Here is a 26,504-nt window from a genome sequence, read left to right on the forward strand (position 1 = left end):
AGATATATGAATAAGCTTTATCTTTGGGGAATTATAATAATAGCCGTAATGCTTGGTGCTACTTACTTATCGGTAGGCGGTTCAAAAGGCGGACTAAACGGCGATATCGTCAATATACTTGCGGTTACGGGAGCTGTTTCGCTTGTAACTATTACGGTATTTGTCGTAGTTAAGTATGTTCGCCAAATGCAGGTTGACAGCGCGAGCGGTGAACTTGCCGATGAAAATTGGGATGGAATAGGCGAGTATAAAAATGAGCTGCCTACAGGTTGGGCAGTTATGTTTTTGCTGCTTATGGTATGGGGTATGTGGTATTTCACAATAGGATATCCCGTAAATGCGTACTCACAAATCGGTGAATACAATGAAGATGTTGCAGTGCATAATTCAAAATTTGAAGCAAAGCATAAAAATATCACCGGCGATAAGTTAGTTGAAATGGGTGAATCCGTTTTTCTTGCCGAGTGTAAAGTTTGTCATGGAATTAACGCAGACGGTATTAATGGAGCAGCAGCAAATTTAAATAAAAGAATTGATGAAAAATCTGTTAAACATGTAATTGAACATGGTTCGAACAACAAGCTTTTAGGTATGGAGATGCCGATGCCAGATCGTAACGGTCTCTTTAATGCAAGCACAGGTGCTTTGATTACTGATGCAGAGATTGCTACCGTTTCTAAATATGTAGCTAACGGTATGAAGGGCGATGGTGCTGAAATTTTTGCAGGAACTTGTGTAAGTTGTCATGGTGAGGGTGGAATTGGTATGGATAGTGTTGCGCCAAATATAGCTAAATTTTCACCGGCACTTGTAAGCACTGTTTTAACAAACGGTAAAAAAGGTGTTATCGGTATTATGCCGAAATTTGATAGACTTAATGATAAACAAAAAGAAGCTGTTGGTGCTTATATCACTAGCTTAAGCAAATAAGGGGTCTGGTATGAATGAAAATAGAAGCATATTTGCTCTTGATGGAATAACCGGCATGCTAATTGCAACCGTACTGCTACTGTGCATTTTAGTTGGATTGACAATTTGGGGTATAAATGTTCAAAATGGAAGTGCAAATAATTTTTATGATATTAAAGATGAAGCATCTATTAAAATGTTTGGCTCAAAACAAGCCGACCATGTTGTTAATGCGAAGTAAAGGATAGATTATGGAAAAAATTATTTCTTGGGGGCTTGTAGTTATGGCTCTTTACACACTTTACGCAGTTCTTACTCCAAATCATCTATTTATCGGTTAGGAAATTTCATTGAAGATTTCAAGAGGGCTTATCGCCCTCATCCTCACACTTTTTTTTAACGCCTCACTTAGCGCACAATATTTATATAAAGATGAAGTTATTTTCAATCCTGCATTTAATGCGGAAATTGAAAAATTGGGCTTAGAGCTCTATGAAAAAACAGGAATATCTTTAAGGCTTATAATGCTTAAAGAGTTGCCTCAAGGCATGAGTATAGTAGATTATGAAAAAGAGCTTATGAAAGAGTTTAGCGAACCTACGATACTGCTTACATTTTCAGAAATGAACTCTAAAGTAGATATTTTGGCACAACCTGCATCTTTATATGAGTATTTTGACAAAAAACAGATACTTAGTCCGGTCGCTTCAGCCGTACAGGCATTTGTAATGGCGGTTTTTTATAGTGACGGTTTTTCATCATTTAAAGAGATTGCATCTAGTTACGGCGGGACTATCATTCCCCTTTTGGCTCAAAAAGCAAAAGATGGTGAACTGCTCGGCAAGTACTCAGGGTCTATGTTTAACGGTTATGCCGATATTGCAGAGCAGGTTGCAAAGAGTAAAGGTGTAGTGCTTGTAAATGCGGTAGGAAGCGCAAATCAAAACAGTATACTGGTTGTAAAAGTATTATTTTACGGTTTTATTCTTTACGGTATATTTATGTACATCAAAAGAAAATTATTTATAAGAGGGCAAAAAATTGAATAAAAGTAGCGGCAGAATTTGGCCATACGCAATCGGCGCGTCAATTATATTTGTATTTAGTGCATGTGTAGCGACTATTGTTATCACAAATAAAATGCCTGTAGAGAAGAGCGATACCTATATGATGGGCTATCATGAAGCAGATGAAAAAGTAAACGACATATTAAAAGCTGCAATCGATTTTAACAAAAGGTATAAAGTCGAGTATATTACGGATGCGTTTGAAGCGCAAAATTATGTTATAAAATATAGAGTCAGCGACATAAATTCCAATCCCGTGAATAATGCAAACATAAAAGTCGTTGTAACAAGACCCGATAATCATAAACATGATCAAGAACTAAACAAGCATAGTATTGAGAACGGTATTTACACTTTTGACGCAATCAAGCTTCCGCAAGAGGGTAGATGGGACATTATGGCAAAGGTAAGCGTGGAAGATGCTCAGAAGTTTTATAACATTAAAACAGATACAAGAAGCAAGGAAGTGGTAGAATATTAGGTTATAATTAACCTATGAATAATTCTATTATAGTCCTGCCATCAGCCCGTGCAATCCGACATAAGCAATTGAGTATTGAGGGAGATACCCTCTTTTTACCAAACTACATCACTATGAGTGACTTTATATCTAAGCTCTGCATAGTAAAAGATTTTAAAACATTAGATAGCGACGGCAGAGTTTTACTCCTTTTAGAGGCATCCGACTTTAAATCATTTTCAAAGTTACAAATCCAGAGAAACTTTTTTACTTTTACCAAAAATTCGTCATATATATTCAAATTTTTTGAAGAGTTAAGTGCAGAGCTGTATGACATAAAAAAGTTAAGCACCTCTGATATTTACGGCGAGTATGAGGAGCATATAGCCATACTTCAAGAGTTGTATGCAAGATATGAACTTCTATGCAGTCAAAGAAAGCTTCTTGATAAAATATTTTTGCCAAAACTTTATACTTTTAATGAGAATTTTGCAAAAACCCATAAAAATATTGAGCTTCATATAGAGGGGCATTTGACTAACTTTGAGTTGGAGCTTTTAGATAGATGTACGCAATTTTGCACCGTAGATATTATCTTTAACGCAACAAGGTTCAATACCAAAATGCAGAGCAAGTTTTTGGAGCTAGGCGTGGAGTTGGAGCAGGGTTTTAGATATAAAATCTCACTAAATGCAAAAGAGACACTCCAAAAAGATAGATTGATGCAAAACAAAAAAGTTACATGTGAATCTTTTAGCGAGCCGATTTTACAAGCGGCATTTGTACAAAAGAAACTGTATGATTTTGTAAAAATGGGCTACAAACCTGAAAATATTGCAGTTATTTTGCCCGATGAGAAATTTTCGCAAATATTAAAGAGTTTTGATGAGAAGTCAAACTTTAACTTTGCGATGGGCGAGCCGTTTAGCTCAACAGATATTTATGAGAAACTAGACGCTACTTGTATGTTTATAGAACAGGACTCTAAAGAGAATGAAGCAAGGCTGGCGCGAGTCGGAGATGAATTTTATGCAGAGCTTTTAAAAATTTACTATAAAAGCAGCCAAGAGGCGGATATTTTAGAGTTTTTAAAAAAGTATAAAGAGAGTTTTGCAGACAAAAGAGAGCTAAAAATCTACGAAGAGGAGCTTTACGGTTTTAAAAATATTTTGCCCTTTATGAAAGAGATGAGTATAAAATCGCTACTTAGCGTTTTTCTGCAAAGATTGTGCGCCAGAACCCTTGATGATGTGCGGGGCGGAAAAGTAACCGTAATGGGAGTTTTAGAGACTCGCACGGTAGAGTTTGACGCGGTTGTGATAGTTGATTTTGATGATTCAAATGTTCCAAAAAAGAGCCAAAAGGATATGTTTTTAAATACCGCCATCAGAGAGGCTGCAAACCTACCGACGATGAGCGATAGAGAGAGTCTTCAGAAGCACTACTACGAAATGTTGATAAACAAAAGCAAAGAAGTCGCTATCTCTTTTGTAAAATCTAAAGAGAGCAGCGGTTCTAGATTTTTAAAACAGCTTGGCATAAAAGAGAAAAATATTTACTCTGAAACAAATTACGCAGAGATACTTTTTGACAAAGCAGTGCCGAATTTATATGAAGAACAAGAGATAGTTTTAGAGTATAGTTTTAAAGATAAAAAACTCTCCGCAACAAAACTCAAAACATTTCTTACATGCAAGAGAAAATATTACTACAGATACATAAAACAGATAGAAAATCACGAGATACCAAAAGATATGCCGCAGGAGTATGAGATAGGTTTGGATGTTCACGAGGCGCTTAAAAATCTCTACACAAAAAAAAGTTTTTATAGGGATGCGAGTGAGCTGAAAAAAGATCTGCATGCAGAGTTGGACAACGCTTGCGGAAAAAGTGAGCTTGAGAAGTATCTTATCGCTATGCAAAAAAGAAGAATGGATATCTTTTGCCAAAATGAAGTTAAAAGATTTAATGAGGGCTACAAAGTAGAGCAGTGCGAGGCAAGCTTAGAGACCGAGTTTGCAGGAATGAGATTAGTCGGGCAGATAGACAGGGTTGATAAGATAGACAATGAGATATATGTCCTTGACTATAAAACAGGTTCATATCCTCTTTACACGGAGAAAAATTTTACGGATGCGACAGATTTTCAGCTAGAGTTTTACTATCTTCTAGCCCAAAATTTCGGCAATGTTATCGGTTGCGGATATTATGACCTCAAAGAGTCCAAAATAGTAGATGAGCCATTTTTAAGAGAAAAACTGGCACTTTTAGAGTCGCATGTGAAAGATTTGTTAAACATTGAGGATGTAAATTTTAGTAAGTGCGAAGATTTGAAGAGCTGCACTTTTTGCGAATATAAAGTTATGTGCGGTAGAGAGTGATGTTTATAGATGAGAAATTAAGAAAATATAGCGAAGGAAAAAAATGAGTGAAGAAGAAAAAAACAAAAATAATCCGTTGCATGGTGTCACACTGCAGCATATTTTGGAGACTTTAGTTGAGCGTTACGGGTTTAAAGAGTTGGGCAACAGGGTTGACATTAGATGTTTTTTGATAAACCCGACTATAAGTTCATGTTTGAAGTTTCTTAGAAAAACACCGTGGGCGAGAACAAAAGTTGAAGAGCTGTATATCAGAGAGTGTAAAAACAAGTAGGCTAAAATAAATGGAGATACGGTGTTCATAAATAACCTAGCCTATGAGGCGAGTGCGGGGAGCGGTAAGACTTTTATGCTTGTCGTGCGTTATCTTAGTCTGCTTTTTAAAGGTGCGCAGCCTTCTAAAATTTTGGCTCTTACTTTTACCAACAAAGCTGCAAATGAGATGCAGGAGAGGATTGTTCAAACTCTTGAGGAGTTACAGAGCAGAGGTGAGTTGGATGAGATAGTAAAAGTTACTGAACTCTCATCTGAGTATCTGCTTGCTAATCGTCAAAGAGTTTTAAATGAGTTTTTAAATTCGCATACGAAGATAATGACGATAGATAGTTTTTTTACTCAGATTTTACGCAAATTTTCGCTCTATGCCTCTTTGATGCCAGATTTTTCAACTTTTTCTTCTCAGCATGAGTTAAAACTTCTTTCGCGGTTTTTAAAAGAGGTAAGTGTTGCAGGCAAAAAAGATACTCTCATCACACTTTGGCTTGCTTCAAACAAAAGGCTTACTGATATATTTGAGCTTTTAGACGAGTTTTACATCAAGTTTGGGGAGCTAAAAGATATAGAGTTTAAAAAACAAGATGTTGTGCAGTTTGAGACTCTTGCTCTTGCTTACATGTCGGAGTTAAAAAAAATAGTGACTTCTTGCAAGGCGGCTTCAAGTACGGCTATAAAATCTGTTCAAGCAGAGAGTTTTGATGAGCTTTGCGCTAAAGCTTGGATAGAGAGAGACAGCCTAAACTATAGTACATTTTCTAAGTGCTTTACTCATGTTATGGATGATTTGCTGCTTAAAATAAGAGAGGCTATAAAAGAGCAAAATAGAGCCAAAGAGCAAAACTTCTTCTTTGCCGTAAAAGAGCTTGTAGATATCTATGTAAAGAGCAAAAAAGCACTCTATATGGATGATAGCGAGCTTAGTTTTAACGATGTTACATATCTTGTTTATGAGATTTTAAATCTTATCGACGACAGCGAATTTTTATATTTTAGGCTTGATTCACAGATTGAACATATGCTCCTTGATGAGTTTCAAGATACGAGCATATTGCAGTATGAGATTTTAAAACCGCTTATAAGCGAGATAACGGCGGGTAAAGGTATCTTTGATAACGGAAGTTTTTTCTTTGTCGGAGATGTGAAGCAGTCTATTTACAGATTTCGCGGCGGAGTGAGTGCACTTTTTGATACGGTACGGGAGCAAAACGGCACACGGGTAGAAAAACTTCTTACAAATTATCGCTCGCAAAGGGAGATTGTAGAGTTTGTAAATAGCGTATTTGAACAAAAGATAAAAAACTACACACCGCAGTTGGCAAGAGAAGAAGCAAGCGGCGGTTTTGTAGAGGTCGTGCAAAACGATGAGGTGCTTCAAGAAGTTATAGCTCAGGTTCAAAAATTTTTAGAACTGGGTGCCGATATAAACGAGATAGCCGTTCTTTGTGCAACAAATAAAGACGGTGAAGAGATTAAAGAGGCACTTCATGCCCAAAATATAGATGTAGTAACCGAGACGACCACAAAACTCATAAATCAAAAAAGCGTAAAAGCCATTTTGGAGTATCTGAAATATCTATATTTTGCGCAAGATATCTACGCGCACAACTTTTTTGCTATTATCTCGCAGGAAGTCCGCCCTATAAAAAAGGTTGATTTTAACAAAGCAAAAATTTTAGATGTCGTTAAAAATGTTATAGATGAGTTTGGACTATTTAGCGATGATTTTAATCAAATAAGATTTTTAAACGAGGTGTCAAGGTACAGTGACATTGAAGCGCTTCTCTTTGAGTATGAGAGACTAGAAGCCGGTGCGGCAGCAAGCGAGTTAATCGGTGTCAGGGTGCTTACGATTCATAAGTCAAAAGGTTTGGAGTTTGAACATGTCATAGTTACGGACAGACTCAAAAAAGTCCCTGCTGCTCGTGATGCCGTTATCTACGAGTATGACGGTATAACTCTAAAAAATATCTATCTTCGCATAAAAGGACGGGATGCGGTAGATAGGGAGTATGCAAATGCTTTAGCCAAAGAGAAATATTTAGTTCGTGAAGATAGTTTAAATGCTCTTTATGTTGCATTTACAAGAGCCAGAGAAAATCTTGTCGTAGTTTTAAAATCAAAAGACTCTTCGTTTGATATTTTAGATTTAAGTCCTAAGAGCAGCGGAAGCTTAAAGTGTAAAAACGAGTCTGACACCTTAGCCTCCCGGATACAATCCCAAACTTTAGAGTATAAAGCGCTTTACTACGGAACGCAAAGCGATATTTTAGAGGTTGAAAAAGTTCAAGAAGAGGATTTAAAGTCCATAAACTTCGGACTTGCAATGCACTATATGTTAGAGATGTTAGGTGAGTTTACCTCGGTCGTGCCTGACGCGAAAGAGCAAAACATATCCTATGCAAAAGATATGATGATAAATAAATACGGCACTCTTTTAGAAGATGAAGAGATAGAAGATATAGAAAATAGAGTAGGACTGCTTTTAAAAAATGAAGAGTTTATCTTTTTGACTAGTGGTGAGTTCTACAGAGAAAAGGCTATTAGATACAAAAACAACCTCAGATATATAGATCTTTTAGTAAAAAATGATTCCGTATGGAGTGTAATTGACTATAAAAGCGCTACCTCTTATTCAGAACATCACATAAAGCAGGTTGAGTATTATGTAAAAGCGATAAAAGAGATAACGGGAGATAGTGTGGAGGGTTATATCTGTTACTTACTGGAAAATAATATAAAAATTGTTAAGATATAATCTAAATTAAAGTTTTGTAAGTTTATAATGGTTAAAGCAACTTTAAAAAATAAGAGGAGACCGAATGATTAAAAAATGTTTATTTATTGCTTTTTTTCTTCTTTTCGGAAACCATTTATATGCAAAAAGTCATCAGGTAAAGCAAGTTAGCTCTCCATATCTGCTTGTTGATAAAACAGAAGAGTCTTCATCAAAAAATAAAATCATAACAAAAGCGGAAGAGTATCTCGGCAAATCTTACGGATTTGGAAATAGAAATGATTTCAAAACAGATTGTTCAGGATTTACTCAAGAAATTTTTGAACAATTCGGTTTATCTCTACCAAGATCTGCGGCATTGCAGTCTAAATACGGTTCAAGAGTCGATATTAAAGATTTGCAAGTCGGTGATTTGCTCTTTTACCGCACATACAAAAAAGAGCCTTCTCATGTTGCTATTTATGCAGGAAACGGGCAAATGATTCATGCATCTTTTAGAAGCAGACAAGTTCAGTATGATGATATAGGCAAGAGTTATTATAAGCAGCGATTTATGTATGCAAAAAGACTTGCCCTGGTTGATCAAGATTTGTCTACTCAAACAAACTAGCCTCACTTTTAACAAACCTTAAAAAAACCATAAATTAAGTTATTTATAAGTATATTAAGATATACTTTCGCCAATTAAACAAACCATTATAAATGATTTGTTAAGAAAATTACTTGAAAGGTTCAAGAATGAAATTTACGAAAATTGCAACTCCTGAACAAATCGATCAAAAATGGGTTTTGATTGATGCTGAAGGTAAAACTTTTGGTCGTATTATTACTGAAGTAGCAACAATACTTCGTGGTAAAAACAAACCGTGTTTTACTCCAAATATCGACTGTGGTGACTATGTAGTCATAGTTAATGCTTCAAAAGCGAAATTTAACGGTCTTGGAAAAGTAGCTAACAAAGAGTACTTCTCTCATTCAGGTTACTTCGGTAGTACAAAAAGCGTTAAAATGACTGAACTTTTAGAGAAAAATCCTGAGAAGTTGTATAAACTAGCTGCTCGCGGTATGCTTCCTAAAACTAAACTTGGCGCTAAAATGATTAAAAAATTAAAAATATATGCAGGTGCTGAGCATCCTCACACTGCACAATTAGCTAAGTAAGGATACCGGATGGCAAAAGTATATGCAACAGGTCGTCGTAAGGCGTCAATAGCAAAAGTATGGTTAACTCCAGGCAGCGGAAATATGACTATAAACGGTCTTTCATTAGATGCGTGGTTAGGTGGATTAGAGGCTAAAAAACTTCGTGTTAAGCAACCTCTTGCTCTAACTAAACAAGATACGTCGGTTGATATCGTAGCTACTGTTTTAGGTGGTGGTTTCGGTGGTCAAGCTGACGCTCTTCGTCATGGTATTTCTCGTGCATTAGTAAGATTTAACCCTTCACTAAAAGCGATTTTAAAACCTGAAGGTATGATGACTCGTGACTCTCGTACGGTTGAGAGAAAAAAACCGGGCAAGCGCAAAGCTCGTCGTTCTCGCCAGTTCTCAAAGCGTTAATCGTTTTAAGAACTTCTTTGTCAGTGCTTTTTGCACTGATAAAATCTCCTTTAAAATCTTCCTATTAATAACTTTGGTATAATCACTCAAAAAAAGAGTAATTTTGCGCTATATTTTCCTTCTATTTTTATCTATAAACCTTTTTTCATCAACACTCAATCTTGCGATATCTGCCAATCCATCAAGATTAAACCCTATTTTAGCCACAGATTCAAGCTCATCGGAGATAACAGGCTTTTTGTTTAACGGACTTGTAAAGTACGATAAAGATTTGTCGACAATTATCGGTGATTTGGCAAAAGAGTTCTATTTTGAAGATGAGACGACCCTGCTTTTTAAACTTCACGAAAATATAAAGTGGCATGACGGCAAGAAATTTAGTGCAAAAGATGTTGTTTTTACTTATGAGGTACTTGTATCGTCAAAAATAAGCTCACCATATAGTGCAAATTTTAGGTTTGTAAAAAGTGTTGAAGCGGTTGATGAGCTTACCGTGAGGGTGAAGTATAAAGAGCCTTATTTTAAGGCGCTTGAGACTTGGATGATGGGAATTTTGCCTCGGCATATACTTAAAGATGAGCAAAATTTAATGAACTCGTCGTTTAACACAAATCCCATAGGAACGGGTGCATATAAGCTTCATCAGTTGGAACACTCTAAAAATATTATACTAGTTGCATTTGATGACTATTTTGAAGGTCGTGCAAAGATTGATAAAATATCTTTTCATGTCATAGCAGACCCGATGACACGCTTTTTAATGTTAAAATCATCGGCTTTAGATGTAGGAAGCATAGAGCCTATGCAGTATGAGAAACAGCTTGATAAAGGGTTTTTTAACAAATTTAACATATATGAAAATATTTCGCAGTCATATACATATCTCGGTTTTAATTTGCGGCTTGAGAAGTTTAAAAACCCCAAAATCAGGGAGGCTCTCTCTTTAGCCATTAATAGAGAAGAGTTGGTAAAAATCCTATTTTTTAATCATGCAAAAGTTTGCACGGGACCTTTTCTTCCCGGAACAAAAGCGTTTAACGAAGATGTAAAAGTACCTCTTCAAAATATAAAAAAAGCAAAAGAGCTTTTAAAAGAAGCCGGCTATGATGAAAATAATCCTTTTACTTTTGAGATTGCAACATCAAATTCAAGCGAAATCAGACCATACGCAGCTCAAATTTTACAGCATCAGCTTAAAGAGGCGGGTATAATCGTCACTTTGCGGGTTATGGAGTGGCAGGCATTTTTAAATATGGTTGTTTTTCCTAGAAAATTTGACAGCGTGCTGCTTGGATGGGGACTCTCTCCTACACCCGATCCGTATATGTTTTGGCATAGCCAAAGCGATAAAAAGGGCGGGTTTAATCTGGTAGGTTATTATAATCCGAAGATAGATAAGATGATTGAAGAGTCGCAAAGCATGATAGATAACGAAAAATTGTCTAAGAGCTGGAGAGAGATGTTTCAGGTAATAACCGATGAAAATCCGTATCTGTTTTTATACATCCCAAACTCCATAACGACTGTAAGTAAAGAGATAAAAAATGTAGAACCGAGTAAGGGCGGTATCTGGCATAATTACATAAAATGGGAGAAATAAATTGATAATACTTTTTGATTTAGACGGTACGCTTATCGACTCTACCGAGGCAATTTTGGAGTCGTTTCACCACTCTTTTGATTTTCATAAAGCTCTCAAGCAAAAAGATGAGGATATAAAAGCTCTTATAGGCTACCCGCTTGACACAATGTATGAAAAACTTGGGGTAGAGAGCGATAAAGTTTGGGATTATGTTGCAACTTATAAAGAGCATTACAGAAAAATTGCGACTCAAAAAACCGAGCTTTTACAAAATGCCAAAGAGGCGGTTTTGTTAGCCAAAGAGTTTGCTACGCTTGGGATAGTGACGACAAAAACGGCACTTTATTCTAGGGAGTTGATGGAGCATTTTGAACTTATGAGCTATTTTGAAGTTCTTATCGGCAGAGAAGATGTAGAACATCCAAAACCTCATTCAGAGCCTATACTAAGAGCCTTAGAGAAATTAGAGACTAAAAATAGAGAAATATGGATGATTGGAGATACAAAATTGGATCTAATCTCTGCAAAAAATGCAAATATAAATTCAATAGGTGTTTTGAGCGGTTATGATACGTATGAGAGTTTAAAAGAACATACAAATATTATATTTAATGATGCACTTGAAGCTATGATTTATCTGCAAAATAGGAAAAAATAACACACTTTTTTTTCTTCTTAAAAAAGAGCCCGCTTTCAAGCTATATTTAAGAGCAACTTGTCTAAAATAAGCGGTTAAAATAGAATTGATGGTTCTTATATTTATTAAAAAGAAGGAGAGTTTATGCTAGAAATTAGATGGCATAGTCGTGCTGGACAAGGCGCTGTTACGGGCGCTAAAGGTTTAGCGGATGTTATTTCTACAACTGGTAAGCATGTACAAGCGTTTGCATTTTATGGATCTGCAAAACGCGGAGCTGCGATGACAGCTTATAACCGTGTAGATGATAAAGTGATTATGAATCATGAAAAATATATGAGACCTGATTATGTTTTTGTTATTGACCCTGCGTTAGCAATTACGACTGATATTACAATAAACCATAAAGATAGCACTAAGTATATAATAACAACTCATATGAGTACACAAGAGTTGATTAAGGCTCAGCCTAAGCTTGAGGGGAAAGATGTTTATACTGTTGACTGTATAACAATTGCAAATGAGACTATCGGTCGCGCAATTCCTAATACGCCGATGCTCGGTGCATTTATGAAAGTTTCCGGAATGTATGACATCGAATTTTTTAAAGATAGTATGAAGAGAGTTCTTGGAAAATTACCACAAAAGATAATTGATGCAAATATGCTTGCAATTCAACGCGCTTTTGATGAAGTGAAATAAGGGATTTATGATGGCGAAAAAAGGGTGGGATGAGTTTGAAATCGGGGCTATGCTTCGTACTTTCAACGGAAAAATAGAAAATATTGCAGCAACTCAGCAGCAAGACCGTGATTATTCAGAAAATAGTTCATATACTGCTAGTGTAGCTGACTGGAGGCTGATTAAGCCGATATTTAACAAAGATTACTGTATTGACTGTCAATTTTGTTGGGTATATTGTCCGGATGTATCAATCATATCAAGAGATAAAAAATTGATTGGCGTAGATATGGATCACTGTAAAGGCTGTGGTATTTGTGTTGAGGTTTGTCCTACAAACCCAAAATCACTGCTAATGTTCCCTGAACAAGCAGACGAAGAGTCAGAAATTGCAAACTGGCCGAAAAAAGATGAGAAGGAAGCGTAATGGCATTTGATAAAATGGAATTAAGAGAAGTAGAAGTATGGGACGGTAATTATGCCGCTGCTCATGCAATGAGACAAGCTCAAATTGATGTTGTTGCTGCTTATCCTATTACACCCTCAACTCCTATCGTTGAGAGTTATGCACAGTTTTTAGCAGACGGTTACATCGAGGGCGAGTTTGTAATGGTTGAATCGGAACATGCTGCAATGTCAGGATGTATAGGCGCTGCTGCGGCAGGTGGGCGTGTTGCAACAGCTACATCTTCTCAAGGTCTTGCTCTTATGTCTGAAACACTTTATCAAGCATCGGGAATGAGACTTCCAATCGTTTTAAATCTTGTAAACCGTGCGCTTGCATCACCGCTGAATGTTAACGGCGACCATTCTGATATGTATATGATTCGCGACAGCGGTTGGATTCAGTTTGATGCATTTTGTCCTCAAGAAACTTATGATTTAAATCTTATGGCATTTAAAGTAGCCGAAGATCACGATATAAGACTTCCTGCTATCGTAAATCAAGACGGTTTTATGACATCTCATACTGCTCAAGGCGTTCATACTCTAAACGATGATGTTGCTTACGGATTTGTCGGTGAGTATAAACCGATGAATGATATGCTTGACTTTGAACATCCCGTAACTCACGGTGTTCAGACTGAAGAGGATTGGCATTTTGAGCATAAAGCTCGTCAACATAGCGACTTAATGACGAAAGTTATGCCGAAAATTCAAGAAGTATTTGCTGATTTTGAAAAGCTGACAGGCCGCAAATATAATCCTGTAGAAAAGTATGATATGGATGATGCGGATGTATGCGTTGTTTGTATGGGTAGTTCGGTTGAAACTGCTCGTGAAGTTGCAACGGAAATGAGAACAAAAGGTATTAAAGCCGGCGTTGTCGGTTTACGCGTAGTTCGTCCGTTACCGTTTTTTGAAATTGCAGAGGCTCTAAAAGGCGTAAAAGCAATCGCTGCACTTGACCGTTCATCACCAAACGGTGCCGCAGGAATGTTGTTTAACGAGATTGCAGGAGCGCTGTTCAATACGGATACAAAAGCACTTCTTTCAGGTTATGTATACGGTCTAGGCGGTCGTGACTTAACGAAAGCACATTTAGTTGCATTATATAATGAGTTGCAAGCAAATGCTGATGCAGGTAAAGTGACTACACAATTACAACAATTTATCGGTGTTCGTGGACCGAAATTAGCATTTTTATAGGAGAAAACTGTGAGCGAAGTAAAAAATATTAAAAACTTAAAAGAGTTTTCGACATCGGCTGACCGTTTTGAAGGTGCAAACCTTTTATGTCCCGGTTGTGCACACTCAATTATTGTTCGTGAAGTATTAAATGCAACAAATGATGACTTGGTTTTAGCAGCATCTACAGGATGTTTAGAAGTATGTACGGCAGTTTATCCATACACTTCATGGGATGCTTCTTGGATTCATATCGGTTTTGAAAACAGTTCAACTGCTATTGCAGGTGCAGAGACAATGCATAAAGCGTTGAAGAAAAAAGGTCGCTTAAAACAACCGGATAGAAACCCTAAATTTATCTCTTTTGCAGGAGATGGTGCATCTTATGATATCGGTTTTCAGTGGATTTCCGGATGTATGGAACGCGGTCATAATATGATGCATATCGTACTTGATAACGAAGTTTATGCAAATACGGGAGGACAAAGATCTTCATCTACTCCTATAGGTTCTTCTGCTACGACTGCTCCTGCGGGAAAAATCAGTTATGGCGAGAAGAGAAACAAAAAAGATATGATGGCTATTATGGCAGCGCATGGTATCCCTTATGCTGCGCAAGTTTCTCCAAATAAGTGGAAAGATATGGTTAAAAAGATTCAACATGGTATGGCGGTTGAAGGACCTGTATTTATCAATGCTGTTTCACCGTGTACTACAGAGTGGAAGTTTGATCCAAAAGACACTATGAACATAGCTGATTTGGCGACTGACTCTTTAGTGTTTCCACTTTATGAGATAATTGACGGTCGTGAATTAAATATCACTTATAGACCTAAAAATGTTGTTCCTGTTGAGGAGTATTTAGCTGCTCAGGGGCGTTTTAAACACCTTTTTAAAGATGAGTACAAGTACTTAATCAAAGAGTGGCAAGATAGAGTAGATGAGAAGTGGGCGTACTTACAACGCCGTGAAGAAGCTAGAATCTAAAAAAGCTTTATCTTCGGCGCGCTTTGCGCCTAACTCAGACACGGCATACTGCAGTATAGCCTTAGTCTGAGTTAAACACAAATCACACCAAATCTAAAACTTTCTTCCGTTATTTTATACTTGTCATTGCGAGCGAAGCGCGGCAATCTATTTAAAATCTTAAAACAAATCCGCATGTCCAAAAAATATCTCTTGATTTGGGTCTTTTCTCAAACTCTCCAGTATATTTTTAGCTTTTAATTTTGTCTCTTTATCGAAGTATATAAGCATATTTCTTGAAAATATAAAATCAAACTTCCCTATTGCGGCAAATGACGGATCAAATAGATTTAGCGTCCTAAAAGCCACAAGCGATTTAACGCTATCTTTTAAAACATAGAGATTCTCTTTTTTTGTAAAATATCGCTCAATTATTTGCGCAGATAAATTTCTTACATTTCTCTCTTTGTATATAGCTTCTTTTGCTCTATTTATGGCATCCGAGTTGATATCAATTGCCGTTATGCAAAAACTGCTTTGAGCCACGCCGGCTTCAAGCAGAGCTATGGCGATTCCGTAAGGCTCTTCGCCGGTAGCAGAGGGTGCGCATAAAATATCTACTTTTTTATGCGCAATTTTTACAAGTTTTACAAGCTCTTCTATCTGTTTAAACTCTCTATAAAAAAATGTCTCGTTTGTTGTAAGTGCGTCGATAAGCTCTTGTTTAAGCTCACTGTTATATTTTATTTTCTCAAGAAGTTTTATAAATGAGCCGATTTTTCTATGTTTACAAAAAGTTGTTACTTTGTTTTTTAAGATAGACTCTTGTTTGTCAAATGTCACGCCCGTCTCATCTTTAAAATATACGGCAACTGCTCTTACATCATTATAGTCTTGTGCCAAATCCTCTTTCGCTTCGTTAGCAAATGCCTCTTTTTTTCTAAAAAAACTAAACATTAGCTGCAAAACCCCTTTATTTTTTCTCTAATTCCCTCTATATCCGATACTTCAATGTCTAAAATCTCTTTTCTTGCCCTGCACGGCATACCGTCAACTATGGCGCTTTGAGCATCTTGGGTTATGGTTGAAGCACCCATAAGCGATAGCTCCTTGCATCCCTCCACCCCGTCGTCGCCGATGCCTGTTAGAATAACTCCTAATATTTTTATCTCTTTTGCAAAAGGAGCGATGGATTTAAAGATAGAGTTTATATCGGGATTATATCTATGCTCTTTTGAGGGTTCAACGCTAAAATTTAATTCATAACCATGTTTTTTTATACAAGTCATACCTGAACAGATATATATATTTCCGGCTTCAACTACACTGTTATTGCTAGCAAGAGTAACGGGGTTGATGCCGTGTTCTTGAAGCCTTTTGATAAAACTCGGTATAAAATCCGCTGCCATATGCTGGGCGATAATTACGGTTGTATCATAAAGCTTGTAGAGTGATTTAATGATATTTTCTATCTGCTTGGGTCCTCCGGTAGAAGCGCCTATAATAACTATTTTGCTAGGCATTTTCATGCCAAACTCTCTTTCGCTGCAGAAAAGTAATACCCTTGGGAGTAGTCGATTCCCATCTCTCTTACTATCTTAAATATCTCTTCATTTTCTACAAACTCTGCTATTGTCTTCATGCCAAGTTTTTTTGAAAATTCAACTATTGTTGAGACGACTATAAAAGCATTTTTATCCTTATCAAGATTTTTGATAAGCGAGCCGTCTATTTTTAGGTAGTCGGCTTTGAGTTTTATGAGGTACTCAAAGTTGCTGTATCCCGTACCGAAATCATCTATCGCTATTTTGCAGTTATATTTTTTTACTTGATTTATAAAGTTTATGACACCCTCAAAGTTTTCGATTGATTCCGATTCTACTATCTCAAAAACTACTTTTTGTCCGATGTTATACTCTTGAAGCATCGTTAAAATATAGTTAAATATTTGAACTTCTAATATGTCTTTGATGGATAGATTTATGGAGAACTCTATATCTTTATCTTTAAACATCTCAAATGATTGGCGAATTACAGCTTTTGTGATGTCAAAGTATTGTCTGGTCTGTTTAGCAACTTCTAAAAAGAAAATCGGAGCTATAATCTTATCTTCATCTCTCATTCGTACTAATGATTCATACTTTTCATGCACTAAGTTTGAGTTGTTTACGATTGGCTGATAATAGGTGATGATGTTCTCTTTTTTTATAGCATCGGAGAGTTTTTTAGCCCAGTGTAAGTTATTTTTATACTCATTATTGAGAGAGATATCTTCGTTGTACACTAATAAATTTGAGTTGCTTCTTTTTGCAATCTTTAGTGCCATATTTGCACTTGATAAAATATGCTCTTTGTCCTCAAAAGAGATGCCGCAGCTGCAAGAAGTCAGTATCTGCTCTTCATCTATGTTTATACTCTCATTTATGCTTATTAAAACACTCTTTGCTACCGATTCAAACGCATATTTGGAGTAAGAGGTAGATAAAATTACAAATTCATCTCCCTGAAGCCTATAAAATCTTAAATTTTCATCATCAAAAATCAAGCTGTGTATCTTATTTGCGATTGAGATGATGATTTTATTTCCGAACTCATGCCCGTAAAAATCATTGATTTGTCTAAAATTATCAAGATTAAAAATTGCTAAAGAGATATTTTGCAGTTTGCTTATATCGTTGTTTAACTTTGTTCTGTTTCCGTAACCCGTCATAAAATCAATATTTGATGCCTCTTTTATCTCCGTTATGTTTGATCTGATGCAGATATGCTCTACTACTTTGCCGTTGCTGTTCATAATGGGATTTATAATAGCTTTTACCCAGTATGAAGTGCCATTTTTATTGCGATTTTGTATCTCGCCAGACCACGGCTCTTTTAGCTCTTTTATCGTATGCCACATAGATTTGAATATCTCTTTTGGCGTATCCGGATGCCTGACTATATTGTGCGGTTTTCCTAATAGTTCCTCTTTTGAATATCCGCTTATCTTGCAAAACTCACCGTTTACATAAGTGATAATACCTTTTGCATCTGTTTTTGTGACGATAAAGCTTTTTTCAACAGTTGTTTTATACTGCTCTAAGAGCAAAAGAGAGTTGCCGTATTCTTTCTCCAGCATGCTTGTTGATGAGAGTATTTTTCTTATAACAAATACCATTAAAATAGTAATTAAAACGGCGGTAACGGTTAAAGAGAAGATAAGAAGGGCTATTTTATAAAAAATTGAATCCAGCCTTTCGTTTATCGATTTGGTTACATGTTTAAAAAGTTCATCTTCGGTTTTTTTAAGCAGGTTGATAGACTCGGTCGCTTTTTCAAACCAAAGAGATGCCGAAGTATTAAAGTTTCGGCTACCTCTATTTTTTACGGCATCGCGAATCATTTGAAATGTCTCTTCGATGGCAGGGTGATTGAAGTTATTATTATGAAAAGTAAGCAGTTCCGCAGGCAAAATAAGTTTAAAATCGTCACTGTTTGATTTGTATATTTCTAAATTACCGGCAAAAGATAAAAAAAGATTATCTGAAAATTTGTTGGTAGTAAAGACTTCATTTAGAGTTGCCCTGATTTGTCCTAATGCCTCTTTAGCCGTTGATAAGTCGTTATAAGCGGCTATAAGTGTTCTGTTTTCTTTAGTATTCATAGTTGTCGGTATGGTTTTGATAAAATTAAGAAGAGTTGTTATATTTTTGGTGTAATAATCTTTAGCATCGGAAATCGACATATTTAGAAGATAGATACTTTTTCTGTTTGTTCTAATACTTTCAAGTACATCTAAAATATGACTACTGCTGTTTTGTGAAATATGTAAAAATATGAATTTTGCTTCATCTATGGCTTTGTCCAAATCATCCATCGCCGATAAAAGTTTGTCATCTTTGCTATTTAAATATTCGCTTGCGATAAATCCTGCCGTCATCCCTCTTTCTATCTGCATATAGTGGATAACTTTAGATATCGCTTCTGCTTCAAGGATTCTATACTTTGTAAGTTCAAGATTTTTTTTGTTATCAAAAAGCTCAAATAAAATTATAGATGATAAAACTATAACAAAAAGCAGAGGTATGATTGATAAAAAGAGCAGTTTTGATTTTAGATTTAAGTTCATTATTGAAAAATTCTTTGACTGTACATTAGTTAATCTTTCTGTTTTAGTTGCATGGAGTTTTTGAAGCAAATAGAGATTGCCGCGCTTCGCTCGCAATGACAAGTGTGGCAATCTCCAAGACCGTCATCGCGAGAAGCGAAGCGACGCGGCAATCTCTTTATGTCCTAAAAATCTCAAGCTTTGCATGCAGTTCATCAGTCATAGAGTTTAGATGATCGGCTGCCGCTGCAATTTCTTCAACATTTCTTGCATTTTTTGAAGATATTTCATTGATTTGAGAAACCTGAGATACTATGGACTCTACATTTCTTCCCGTCTTTTCAAAGTCGCTTACCGTTCTATCGCTTGCACGAACTGCTTCATTTACTATCGATACGCTCTCGTTTATCTTCTCTTCAACATCTGCGGCACTATCTGCCAGCTCTTGAATATCATCTGAGTTAGAACTCATCTGTCCGCTTACATCTACGATAGATTGGACTATTACATTTATGGTTGCGTTTATCTCCGTAAGACTTCTTTGAGTTCTCTCCGCAAGTTTACGCACTTCATCTGCAACAACTGCAAATCCTCTTCCGTGTTCGCCTGCTCTTGCTGCTTCGATTGCGGCGTTAAGTGCAAGCAGGTTTGTCTGGTCTGCGATGTCTGAGATAATTTCAAGAACACTCTTAACCTCATTTGCATCATGTGAGAGTGTTTGCATTCTTTGTGAAAGCTCCACTTCAAGCTGTGCGCTGCTTTGAACTTTAGCAGCAAGATTAACTATTTCGTCTCTAGCACGATTTAGATTTTCATTTGCTCTGATGATATCTTTTTTACTGTTTTGCGCCTCATAAATTGCTCTTTGAATCTCATCTTTAATCTCGCTTGCTTTTTTGGTAGCTTCATCTATCACCACAACAGACTTCTCGACATTCTCTCCTACTCCCATAGCCGTTGTAGAGAGTTCATGTGAGATGGAAGCATTTTCGCTTGAACTCTGCTTTGAAGTCTCTATAAGCTCTTTTAATGTTTTTATAAGAGCATTAAAACCGTTTGCCATTTGAGAGAGTTCCAGCGGAGCGTTTTCGTCTGCTTTTATGGTTAAATCATGGTTTGTGCTGATTGTTAATAAAGTATTTTTAAAGTTCTCTATAGGTTGAGAGATAGATACTTTTGTAAGATACCATATAAAAGATGCAAAAAGAGTTATGCCGATAATCAATCCTGCCATCAAAAGCATAATATTGAGAGAAGACTCTTCTATCTTTTTATCCACCGACTTATAGACGGTTTTATACAACTCAAGCTCTACATTTCTAAGCAAGTCAATCGAAGTGGTAACATTTGTAAACCAAACAGACGGTTCAACACCGAATCCGCCGGCAGCGCCTTTTGCTTGTGCGATACCAATCATGGCAAAAGTTTTATCAACAGCGTCTCCTTTAAATGTGCTTTCGTAAAATTTGCTTAACTCTGTCGGAGCCAAAGTAGCAAACTTTCTTGAATTTACATTATAAGCACCTACGCTTCCGCCAAAGCTAAGTAGGGTATTTCCGGCAAAACCGTCTTTTGTAAAAGCGCCGTTTAGATTTGCCCTGATTTGTCCAAGCTGCTCTTTTGCCGAAGCTAAGTGCGTGTATGCCTGAATGGTATTTCTGCCCTCTTTGTCATCCATAAGAGATGGTATTATCGTAGCACTGTCTATAATAGAGACGATAATTTTGGAGTAGTAAGCTCCGACATCCGGTGCACTCATGGAGAGGCTGTCTATGGCAGATCTTTTTTGAGTAAGTTCGCTTAAGTTGTTTAAAACGGAACTATCACCTTTTGTTTTTGCGTAAATTTCTCTTATTTCGCCGACTGCACTATCTACTTTTTGTCTTATCTCAGGCAGCATATCTTTGTTTTTTGTACCGTTGCTTGCGCTAAATCCGACACTCAGTCCTCGCTCTATCTGCATAAAGTGAATGGCTTTTGCTAAAGATTCGACTTCCAAAATACGGTTTTTTGTGATTGTAAGGTTCTCTTTTATGCCGATGTCATAAAATATTCTGCCGACGGACAGCGCTAAAATAACTATAATAGGAACTATTGCTAGAACCGACAATCTCGCTTTTATGCTTAAGTTTTTCATTAACTTCTCTTTCTTTAATTTCTTTTTCTAAGCAATTCTAACATAAAAGTTTTTATTTATAATTAATATTACTTAAAATAATTTAGTTTAGCTAAAGAAATGATTTTTATATACACCTTTTTATTTTTTATGCGATAAAAAAACGATACAATAACTAAAAAATAGAGGTAATACATATGCCGTTACTAGATAGTTTTAAAGTAGACCATACGATTATGCCCGCACCCGCAGTTCGCCGTGCAAAGGGTATGAAGACGCCAAGGGGCGATGATATAACGGTGTTTGATTTGAGATTTGTTCGACCTAACAAAGAGATTTTATCTTCAGAGGGGATTCACACACTGGAGCATCTTTTTGCAGGATTTATGAGAGATCATCTAAATAGCGATAAAGTGGAGATTATCGATATCTCTCCGATGGGATGTCGCACCGGTTTTTATATGAGCCTAATCGGCACTCCGGGTGAGGCAGCCGTAGCGGACGCTTGGAGAGCTTCTATGGAAGATATACTCAAAGTAAAAGAACAAAAAGATATTCCCGAGTTAAATGCTTATCAGTGCGGAACTTATAAGATGCACTCGCTAAAAGACGCAAAAGAGATAGCTTCGGAAGTTTTAAGCAGAGGTATCGGCGTGATGGACAACGATGCGTTGGCACTTGATGAATCAAAGGTAGGATGAGTATGTATATTTTAATTCCGATGGATACTCAAGATAGCGATGAGGGAACTATCTCAAAAATAAATGATGTAAAAAGCTGGGCTCAGATTCTTTTAGAAGAGGGCGAAGTCGTCGAGGTCGCGTTTAATGAAGATAAAGACGCATTTTCTAATTTTAGCGAAGTGCTTATCGTGATGGATGACACTGAATATGTCTGGCCTTTTATTGAACTTGGTATGATGGTTCTTGTAGCACATACGCAAAGAAGCATTGATGATATTATGGAAGCGTTTTTATTTAGAGAGCTTAATGAATTGGCGTATTAACCGATGTTTGATAGTCAATTGCATGAGATGGTTTTAAGCGGGGACGGGAGCTATACCGCATACTCGAAAGAGTACGGTGAACATTACCACTCCACGAAAGACGGTGCGCTTTATGAATCGCTTATAAAACATGTAGAACCTGCCTTTAAAATCAAAAAGGACTCTAAAGAGCTAAATATTTTAGATATCTGTTTTGGTCTTGGTTTTAATACTCTAGCAACTATTTATTACCATAAAAAGAACTCTTTTACTTCAAAACTAAATATTTTCTCACCCGAACTTGATGGCGCTCTAGTAAAATTTTTGGCGAATTTTAACTATCCAAAAGAGTTTGACGAGCTTAGGCATATTATTATAGAACTCGTAAATAATGGAGTTTACAGCGATGAAAATCTGCATATAGAGCTTTTTTTAGGCGATGCCAGAGAGTATATAAAAAAATTTCCAAAAGCCAAGTTTGATATAGTTTATCAAGATGCTTTCTCTCCCTCGGCAAATCCATCTTTGTGGACAAAAGAGTATTTTAGCGACATTAAAAACATCATAAAAGAAGACGGCGTAGTGACTACATACTCAATCGCACTTCCGACAAGATTGGCTCTTTATGAAAACGGTTTTAGTGTTTATATAAACAGCGGAGATGGCTTTAGAGATGCAACAGTTGCCTCTTTAAGCCCTCTTAACGGGTTTACGGGCGTAGATATGGAACATAAGATAAAGTGTAATCCGGATGCGGTTTCGCTTAGGGATTGATAACCTCTAAAAACTGCTCTCCAAACTGCTCAAACTTTTTTTCTCCGACACCGTTAACTTCGAGCATGCTTATTTTGTCACAAGGTTTGCTAGAAGCTAAATTTTTAAGCACTTTATCTGAAAAAATAATGTATGCAGGAACTTTCAGCTCACTTGCCATCTGAGTTCTTTTGATTCTGAGTCTCTCAAAAAGTTCTTCATCAAAATCTACCGCTTCATCTCTTTTGACTTTTTTCTCTTTAACGGCTATCTCAAGTCTTGAAGATTTTATAAAGAGCTCTTTTTTACCCCTTAAAATATCTGCCGCTTCTTGGGTGAGTTTTAAAACGCTAAATTCGCCAAGCAACAGGATTTTTAATTCCAAAAGTCTTTCTAAAACAACAAACCACTCTTTTTTGCTTAAGTCTGTTCCGATGCCGTAAACTGAGAGTCTGTCTGCACCGTTTGCTAAAAGTTTTTGCTCTTTTGAGCCTCTGAGTATGTCGATAATGTAGTTTTTTCCAAAATTTTGCTCTGTTTTATAGATAGCACTAAGTATCATCTGCGCCTCTTTGGTGATGCTCTGTTTTTTCGCATCACCCTGCATACAGTTATCGCATCTATCCATGCATTCATCAAGAGTATCGTCAAAATACTCGGCTAGCTGTTTATGAAAGCAGATTTCGCCTGTTGCATACTTGTAAATCTTGTCTATTTTTTGAGCTAAATGCTCTTTGTACTCGCCATTTTGTATCTCATCTAAAAATCTTTTGTGCTGGGCAATATCTCCTGCATTAAAAAGCAAAAGAACTTCTGAGTCTTCACCGTCTCTTCCTGCCCTGCCTATCTCTTGATAGTAGTTTTCAAGTGATTTTGGCAACGACATATGAGCTACAAAACGGATGTCGCTTTTATCTATCCCCATCCCAAAAGCGATGGTTGCGACCATAATATTTACCTTGTCGTTTACAAAAATTTTAAAATTCTGCTCTCTTACATGTTGAGGCAGTCCTGCATGATAAGGGAGTGATTTATAGCCGTTTGTGTTAAGATAAATGCTTAATTCTTCAGCTTTTTTTCTTGAACTTACATATATAATTCCGCTCTCATTTTTATGGCGATGTAAAAAGGCTTTGAGCTGTAAATGCCCATTGCTGACTCTTCTTTGCGCTGAGATGAAGATGTTTTTGCGAAAGATTTTGCCTTTTAAAAGCAGTGGATTTTCAAGTCTTAACTCTCTTAAAATATCATCGGTTACATGGTCGGTTGAAGTTGCGGTAAAAGCGCAAATTGAAGTGTTTGGAAAATTTGTTCTTAGATTTCCCAAAGCTCTGTAATCATCTCTAAACTCATGTCCCCATTGAGAGATACAGTGAGCTTCATCGACTACAAAAAAGTTTATATTTAACCCTCTTAGCATAGCAATCGTTGCTTGGTTGTTGAGTCTCTCGGGAGAGAGATATAAAAATTTCAGTTCGCCATTATAGGCTTTTTGAATTATCTCATCTACTTCATCACGACTCTGAGCCGAACTTATCATATCAGCACTAATTCGTTGAGCTTTTAGGGCAGATACCTGATCTTGCATAAGTGCGATAAGGGGCGATATGACTATGCTTATGCCGTCTTTTAAAATAGTCGGAAGTTGATAAACTAACGATTTTCCGCCACCGGTCGGAAGAATCATCAGCAAATCACGCCCACTTAATATAGCATCCACACCTTCTTCTTGAAGCTCCCTAAAACTGTTATGTCCAAAATTGTTTTTTAGTGCAGCATATTTCATTAATATCTAGCTGATATAGAGTCGACATCATCCCATGTGAGGCTATTTTTTTTATGAGAGATGATATGTGCGACATATCTTGCAAACATATCCGTTTCTATGTTTATGAGTGAGCCTTTTTTATAGTTTTTAAAAAGCGTCTCTTTCATCGTATGAGGAATGATGGTAAGCCTGAAACTATCGGGAAATACATCGTTTACGGTCAAGCTAACGCCGTCAATAGTTATTGAGCCTTTTGGGATAATGTAAGGGATAAATTTTTTATCAACCTTTATAAAAACATCAAAAGAGTTTCCGCTGTTTTTTATCTCTTTTATTTCTCCGAGGCAGTCCACATGTCCTTGCACGATATGTCCTTCAAATCTATCGCCCATCATCATTGCAGGCTCTATATGAACTTCATTTTTGTAGTTCTCCATTGCCAAAAGCTTTTGACTCTCAGGAGATAGCTCAACGCTAAAACCGTCGTCTAAAACTTCTATAACGGTCAAACAAGCCCCGTTTATGGCGATAGAATCACCAAGTTTTGCTTTATGTTTAGCACGAATAGTAAGTTTACTTCCGACTAAACTTTTAACATGTGCTATTTCGCGTATCAATCCTGTGAACATTTACTATCTCTCTTGATTATTTTTAAAAATATTTAAGATGACTATTTTTTCATCTTCAACCAAATATGGTATACAGTAACCTTTATATATTAAATCTCTGATATTTTCATCAAAATGGTAGAGCGATTTTCTAAATTTAAATGGCATAAACTTCAAATCATCAATTTTTTTATTTAGTTCGCTATTAAATAAAAGAGCCTGATTTAAACTATCTTTAGCAATAAACTCTAGGGTAGATTGAAGAGAGGTTAAAAATTTTACATCTTTAGTTATTTGCATATTTTTCTTTTAATTTAGATATAAACAAATTCATCTCTTCATCGTATTTTTTCTCATCCAAAAGCTCTGCCTTGCCAGCTTTATAATCATTTATTTGTTTACTTAAAGTCTCTTTGTCTTTTTGAAATTGTATATCAAAGCTGCCGCTCTCAAAAGATGTTACAACTATGTCATTTTTAAAATCACTTAAATAGTTAAGAATTTTATTAGCGATTGAAGAGTCGTTTACATTTATAGCTATTTGCATAATTTTCTTCCTTTTTATAAAATTGTATCATAGTTAAAATACAATCTTGCCCTCATCTTGAAGACCTTTTATAATCTCTTTTGCTTTGGCATGTCCGTTGTAGGCAGCTTTTCGGCATAAATCAAGTGCCGTATCATGGTTTTGTTCGCACCCAATGCCTTGATCATAAAGCAGCCCCAAGTTGTAAAGCCCTTCAGCCAAACCACCATCAGCCGCTTTTTTAAAACAGATAAAACATCTTGCCTCATTTTTCTCTACGCCGTGCCCCTCTTTGTATAAAACACCCAAATTGTTAAAAGATTGCAGATGTCCTCGTTTAGCTCCCTCTTCATACCAAAAAGCAGCCTCCGAGTAGTTTTGAAGACATCCCAAGCCTCTCTCAAGCATAAGAGCAACTTCATACATTGCGGGCGGAACTTCTCTGATTGCCGCTTCCATAAAGAGTTCATGAGCCTTAAACTGGTTATGTGTGGCTCCGCCAAGCCCGTTCATGTATAAAATTGCTAAGTTATAAAGGGCATATGGTTGTTTTAACTCCGCCGCTCTCTCATAAAGCTCTAGCGCCTTTGCATCATTTTTCTCACACCCTTGAGCATTTTGATACATGTATCCTAACGATGTCATAGCATCTGCATCGCCGCTATTTGACAATTGCGTATAGAGTTCGAGTGCAGTTTTAAAATCTTTTTTATTATATGCTTCGTGTGCTTTTTTTATCATTTTCTTTAAACCATATTAAAATATATTGTTGAACTGAT

General features: G+C 36.5%; 28 protein-coding genes. 19 read left to right on the forward strand and 9 right to left on the reverse strand.

Features of this window, described 5'->3' with window-relative positions; translation table 11 throughout:
* The first annotated feature begins 6 nt into the window (after positions 1-6).
* From PHQ93_RS00225 to PHQ93_RS00300, 16 genes are all read left to right on the forward strand, one after another.
* Entirely contained in the window at positions 7-930 is a 924-nt protein-coding gene (locus PHQ93_RS00225; protein ID WP_299939399.1) for a c-type cytochrome, read from the forward strand.
* Positions 931-940: 10 nt separating this feature from the next.
* A complete protein-coding gene (locus tag PHQ93_RS00230; protein ID WP_299939401.1) occupies positions 941-1,150 on the forward strand; it encodes a DUF4006 family protein in 210 nt (69 codons plus the stop codon).
* A 109-nt stretch (positions 1,151-1,259) separates the two neighbouring features.
* The gene (locus PHQ93_RS00235; protein WP_299939402.1) at positions 1,260-1,958 is read left to right on the forward strand and encodes a 3-dehydroquinate dehydratase; all 699 of its coding nucleotides are present in this window, start codon (positions 1,260-1,262) and stop codon (positions 1,956-1,958) included.
* Complete coding sequence (locus PHQ93_RS00240) at positions 1,951-2,457, forward strand: FixH family protein (RefSeq protein WP_299939404.1); 507 nt, start codon at positions 1,951-1,953, stop codon at positions 2,455-2,457. The genes PHQ93_RS00235 and PHQ93_RS00240 overlap by 8 nt, the downstream gene beginning before the upstream one ends.
* 14 nt (positions 2,458-2,471) lie before the next feature.
* On the forward strand, positions 2,472-4,817 hold the full coding sequence (locus PHQ93_RS00245) for a PD-(D/E)XK nuclease family protein (RefSeq protein ID WP_299939406.1): 2,346 nt from the start codon (positions 2,472-2,474) through the stop codon (positions 4,815-4,817).
* A 43-nt stretch (positions 4,818-4,860) separates the two neighbouring features.
* Positions 4,861-5,091 (forward strand): VF530 family protein, encoded by a 231-nt coding sequence (locus PHQ93_RS00250; protein WP_299939408.1) that lies wholly within the window; start codon positions 4,861-4,863, stop codon positions 5,089-5,091.
* A gap of 21 nt (positions 5,092-5,112) precedes the next feature.
* Positions 5,113-7,848 carry a RecB-like helicase gene (locus tag PHQ93_RS00255; RefSeq protein ID WP_299939410.1) on the forward strand — a complete coding sequence of 912 codons (2,736 nt, stop codon included), beginning with the start codon at positions 5,113-5,115 and terminating at the stop codon, positions 7,846-7,848.
* Positions 7,849-7,912: 64 nt separating this feature from the next.
* On the forward strand, positions 7,913-8,437 hold the full coding sequence (locus tag PHQ93_RS00260) for a C40 family peptidase (protein ID WP_299939411.1): 525 nt from the start codon (positions 7,913-7,915) through the stop codon (positions 8,435-8,437).
* 128 nt (positions 8,438-8,565) lie between these two features.
* On the forward strand, positions 8,566-8,988 hold the full coding sequence (gene rplM / locus PHQ93_RS00265; RefSeq protein WP_299939415.1) for a 50S ribosomal protein L13: 423 nt from the start codon (positions 8,566-8,568) through the stop codon (positions 8,986-8,988).
* Between the two features lie 9 nt (positions 8,989-8,997).
* Positions 8,998-9,387, forward strand: a complete 390-nt coding sequence (rpsI, locus tag PHQ93_RS00270) for a 30S ribosomal protein S9 (RefSeq protein ID WP_299939417.1) — start codon at positions 8,998-9,000, stop codon at positions 9,385-9,387.
* Positions 9,388-9,490: 103 nt separating this feature from the next.
* Positions 9,491-10,987 carry a peptide-binding protein gene (locus tag PHQ93_RS00275; RefSeq protein WP_299939419.1) on the forward strand — a complete coding sequence of 499 codons (1,497 nt, stop codon included), beginning with the start codon at positions 9,491-9,493 and terminating at the stop codon, positions 10,985-10,987.
* A gap of 1 nt (position 10,988) precedes the next feature.
* Entirely contained in the window at positions 10,989-11,627 is a 639-nt protein-coding gene (locus PHQ93_RS00280) for an HAD family hydrolase (RefSeq protein WP_299939421.1), read from the forward strand.
* 123 nt (positions 11,628-11,750) lie between these two features.
* Positions 11,751-12,308 (forward strand): pyruvate flavodoxin oxidoreductase subunit gamma, encoded by a 558-nt coding sequence (locus PHQ93_RS00285; RefSeq protein ID WP_299939422.1) that lies wholly within the window; start codon positions 11,751-11,753, stop codon positions 12,306-12,308.
* Between the two features lie 10 nt (positions 12,309-12,318).
* Positions 12,319-12,714, forward strand: a complete 396-nt coding sequence (locus PHQ93_RS00290) for a 4Fe-4S dicluster-binding protein (protein ID WP_299939424.1) — start codon at positions 12,319-12,321, stop codon at positions 12,712-12,714.
* Positions 12,714-13,937, forward strand: coding sequence for a 2-oxoacid:ferredoxin oxidoreductase subunit alpha (locus PHQ93_RS00295; protein WP_299939426.1), 1,224 nt, complete (start codon positions 12,714-12,716; stop codon positions 13,935-13,937). The genes PHQ93_RS00290 and PHQ93_RS00295 overlap by 1 nt, the downstream gene beginning before the upstream one ends.
* Positions 13,938-13,946: 9 nt before the next feature.
* Positions 13,947-14,903 carry a thiamine pyrophosphate-dependent enzyme gene (locus tag PHQ93_RS00300; RefSeq protein WP_299939428.1) on the forward strand — a complete coding sequence of 319 codons (957 nt, stop codon included), beginning with the start codon at positions 13,947-13,949 and terminating at the stop codon, positions 14,901-14,903.
* 159 nt (positions 14,904-15,062) lie between these two features.
* On the opposite strand, the gene PHQ93_RS00305 is transcribed toward PHQ93_RS00300, so the two are convergent.
* The 4 genes from PHQ93_RS00305 to PHQ93_RS00320 all read right to left on the reverse strand — a co-directional run bounded on the left by PHQ93_RS00305 (position 15,063) and on the right by PHQ93_RS00320 (position 21,106).
* Complete coding sequence (locus PHQ93_RS00305; RefSeq protein ID WP_299939430.1) at positions 15,063-15,839, reverse strand: CheR family methyltransferase; 777 nt, start codon at positions 15,837-15,839, stop codon at positions 15,063-15,065.
* Positions 15,839-16,411 carry a chemotaxis protein CheB gene (locus PHQ93_RS00310; RefSeq protein WP_299939432.1) on the reverse strand — a complete coding sequence of 191 codons (573 nt, stop codon included), beginning with the start codon at positions 16,409-16,411 and terminating at the stop codon, positions 15,839-15,841. The genes PHQ93_RS00305 and PHQ93_RS00310 overlap by 1 nt, the downstream gene beginning before the upstream one ends.
* On the reverse strand, positions 16,408-18,990 hold the full coding sequence (locus tag PHQ93_RS00315; protein ID WP_299939434.1) for an EAL domain-containing protein: 2,583 nt from the start codon (positions 18,988-18,990) through the stop codon (positions 16,408-16,410). The genes PHQ93_RS00310 and PHQ93_RS00315 overlap by 4 nt, the downstream gene beginning before the upstream one ends.
* 157 nt (positions 18,991-19,147) lie before the next feature.
* Positions 19,148-21,106 carry a methyl-accepting chemotaxis protein gene (locus tag PHQ93_RS00320; RefSeq protein WP_299939436.1) on the reverse strand — a complete coding sequence of 653 codons (1,959 nt, stop codon included), beginning with the start codon at positions 21,104-21,106 and terminating at the stop codon, positions 19,148-19,150.
* Between the two features lie 176 nt (positions 21,107-21,282).
* Between PHQ93_RS00320 and luxS the strand changes: the two genes are divergently transcribed.
* Genes luxS through PHQ93_RS00335 form a run of 3 tightly spaced genes read left to right on the forward strand, consistent with a single transcriptional unit; the run spans position 21,283 to position 22,844 of the window.
* Positions 21,283-21,786, forward strand: coding sequence for an S-ribosylhomocysteine lyase (gene luxS, locus PHQ93_RS00325; protein WP_299939438.1), 504 nt, complete (start codon positions 21,283-21,285; stop codon positions 21,784-21,786).
* A gap of 2 nt (positions 21,787-21,788) precedes the next feature.
* The gene (locus PHQ93_RS00330) at positions 21,789-22,091 is read left to right on the forward strand and encodes a hypothetical protein (protein WP_299939440.1); all 303 of its coding nucleotides are present in this window, start codon (positions 21,789-21,791) and stop codon (positions 22,089-22,091) included.
* A gap of 3 nt (positions 22,092-22,094) precedes the next feature.
* Complete coding sequence (locus PHQ93_RS00335; protein WP_299939442.1) at positions 22,095-22,844, forward strand: MnmC family methyltransferase; 750 nt, start codon at positions 22,095-22,097, stop codon at positions 22,842-22,844.
* Here PHQ93_RS00335 and recQ read toward each other — a convergent pair.
* Genes recQ through PHQ93_RS00360 form a run of 5 tightly spaced genes read right to left on the reverse strand, consistent with a single transcriptional unit; the run spans position 22,834 to position 26,466 of the window.
* Entirely contained in the window at positions 22,834-24,609 is a 1,776-nt protein-coding gene (gene recQ / locus PHQ93_RS00340; protein ID WP_299939444.1) for a DNA helicase RecQ, read from the reverse strand. The genes PHQ93_RS00335 and recQ overlap by 11 nt on opposite strands.
* The gene (gene ribE, locus PHQ93_RS00345) at positions 24,609-25,220 is read right to left on the reverse strand and encodes a riboflavin synthase (protein ID WP_299939447.1); all 612 of its coding nucleotides are present in this window, start codon (positions 25,218-25,220) and stop codon (positions 24,609-24,611) included. The genes recQ and ribE overlap by 1 nt, the downstream gene beginning before the upstream one ends.
* Before the next feature lie 3 nt (positions 25,221-25,223).
* Entirely contained in the window at positions 25,224-25,499 is a 276-nt protein-coding gene (locus PHQ93_RS00350) for a type II toxin-antitoxin system RelE/ParE family toxin (protein WP_299939449.1), read from the reverse strand.
* Positions 25,486-25,746, reverse strand: coding sequence for a hypothetical protein (locus PHQ93_RS00355; protein WP_299939451.1), 261 nt, complete (start codon positions 25,744-25,746; stop codon positions 25,486-25,488). Before PHQ93_RS00355 ends, PHQ93_RS00350 begins: the two co-directional genes overlap by 14 nt.
* A 33-nt stretch (positions 25,747-25,779) precedes the next feature.
* Complete coding sequence (locus PHQ93_RS00360; protein ID WP_299939453.1) at positions 25,780-26,466, reverse strand: tetratricopeptide repeat protein; 687 nt, start codon at positions 26,464-26,466, stop codon at positions 25,780-25,782.
* Between the last annotated feature and the right edge of the window lie 38 nt (positions 26,467-26,504).

This window comes from Sulfurimonas sp. (assembly GCF_028714975.1).
Classification (GTDB): Bacteria; Campylobacterota; Campylobacteria; order Campylobacterales; family Sulfurimonadaceae; genus Sulfurimonas.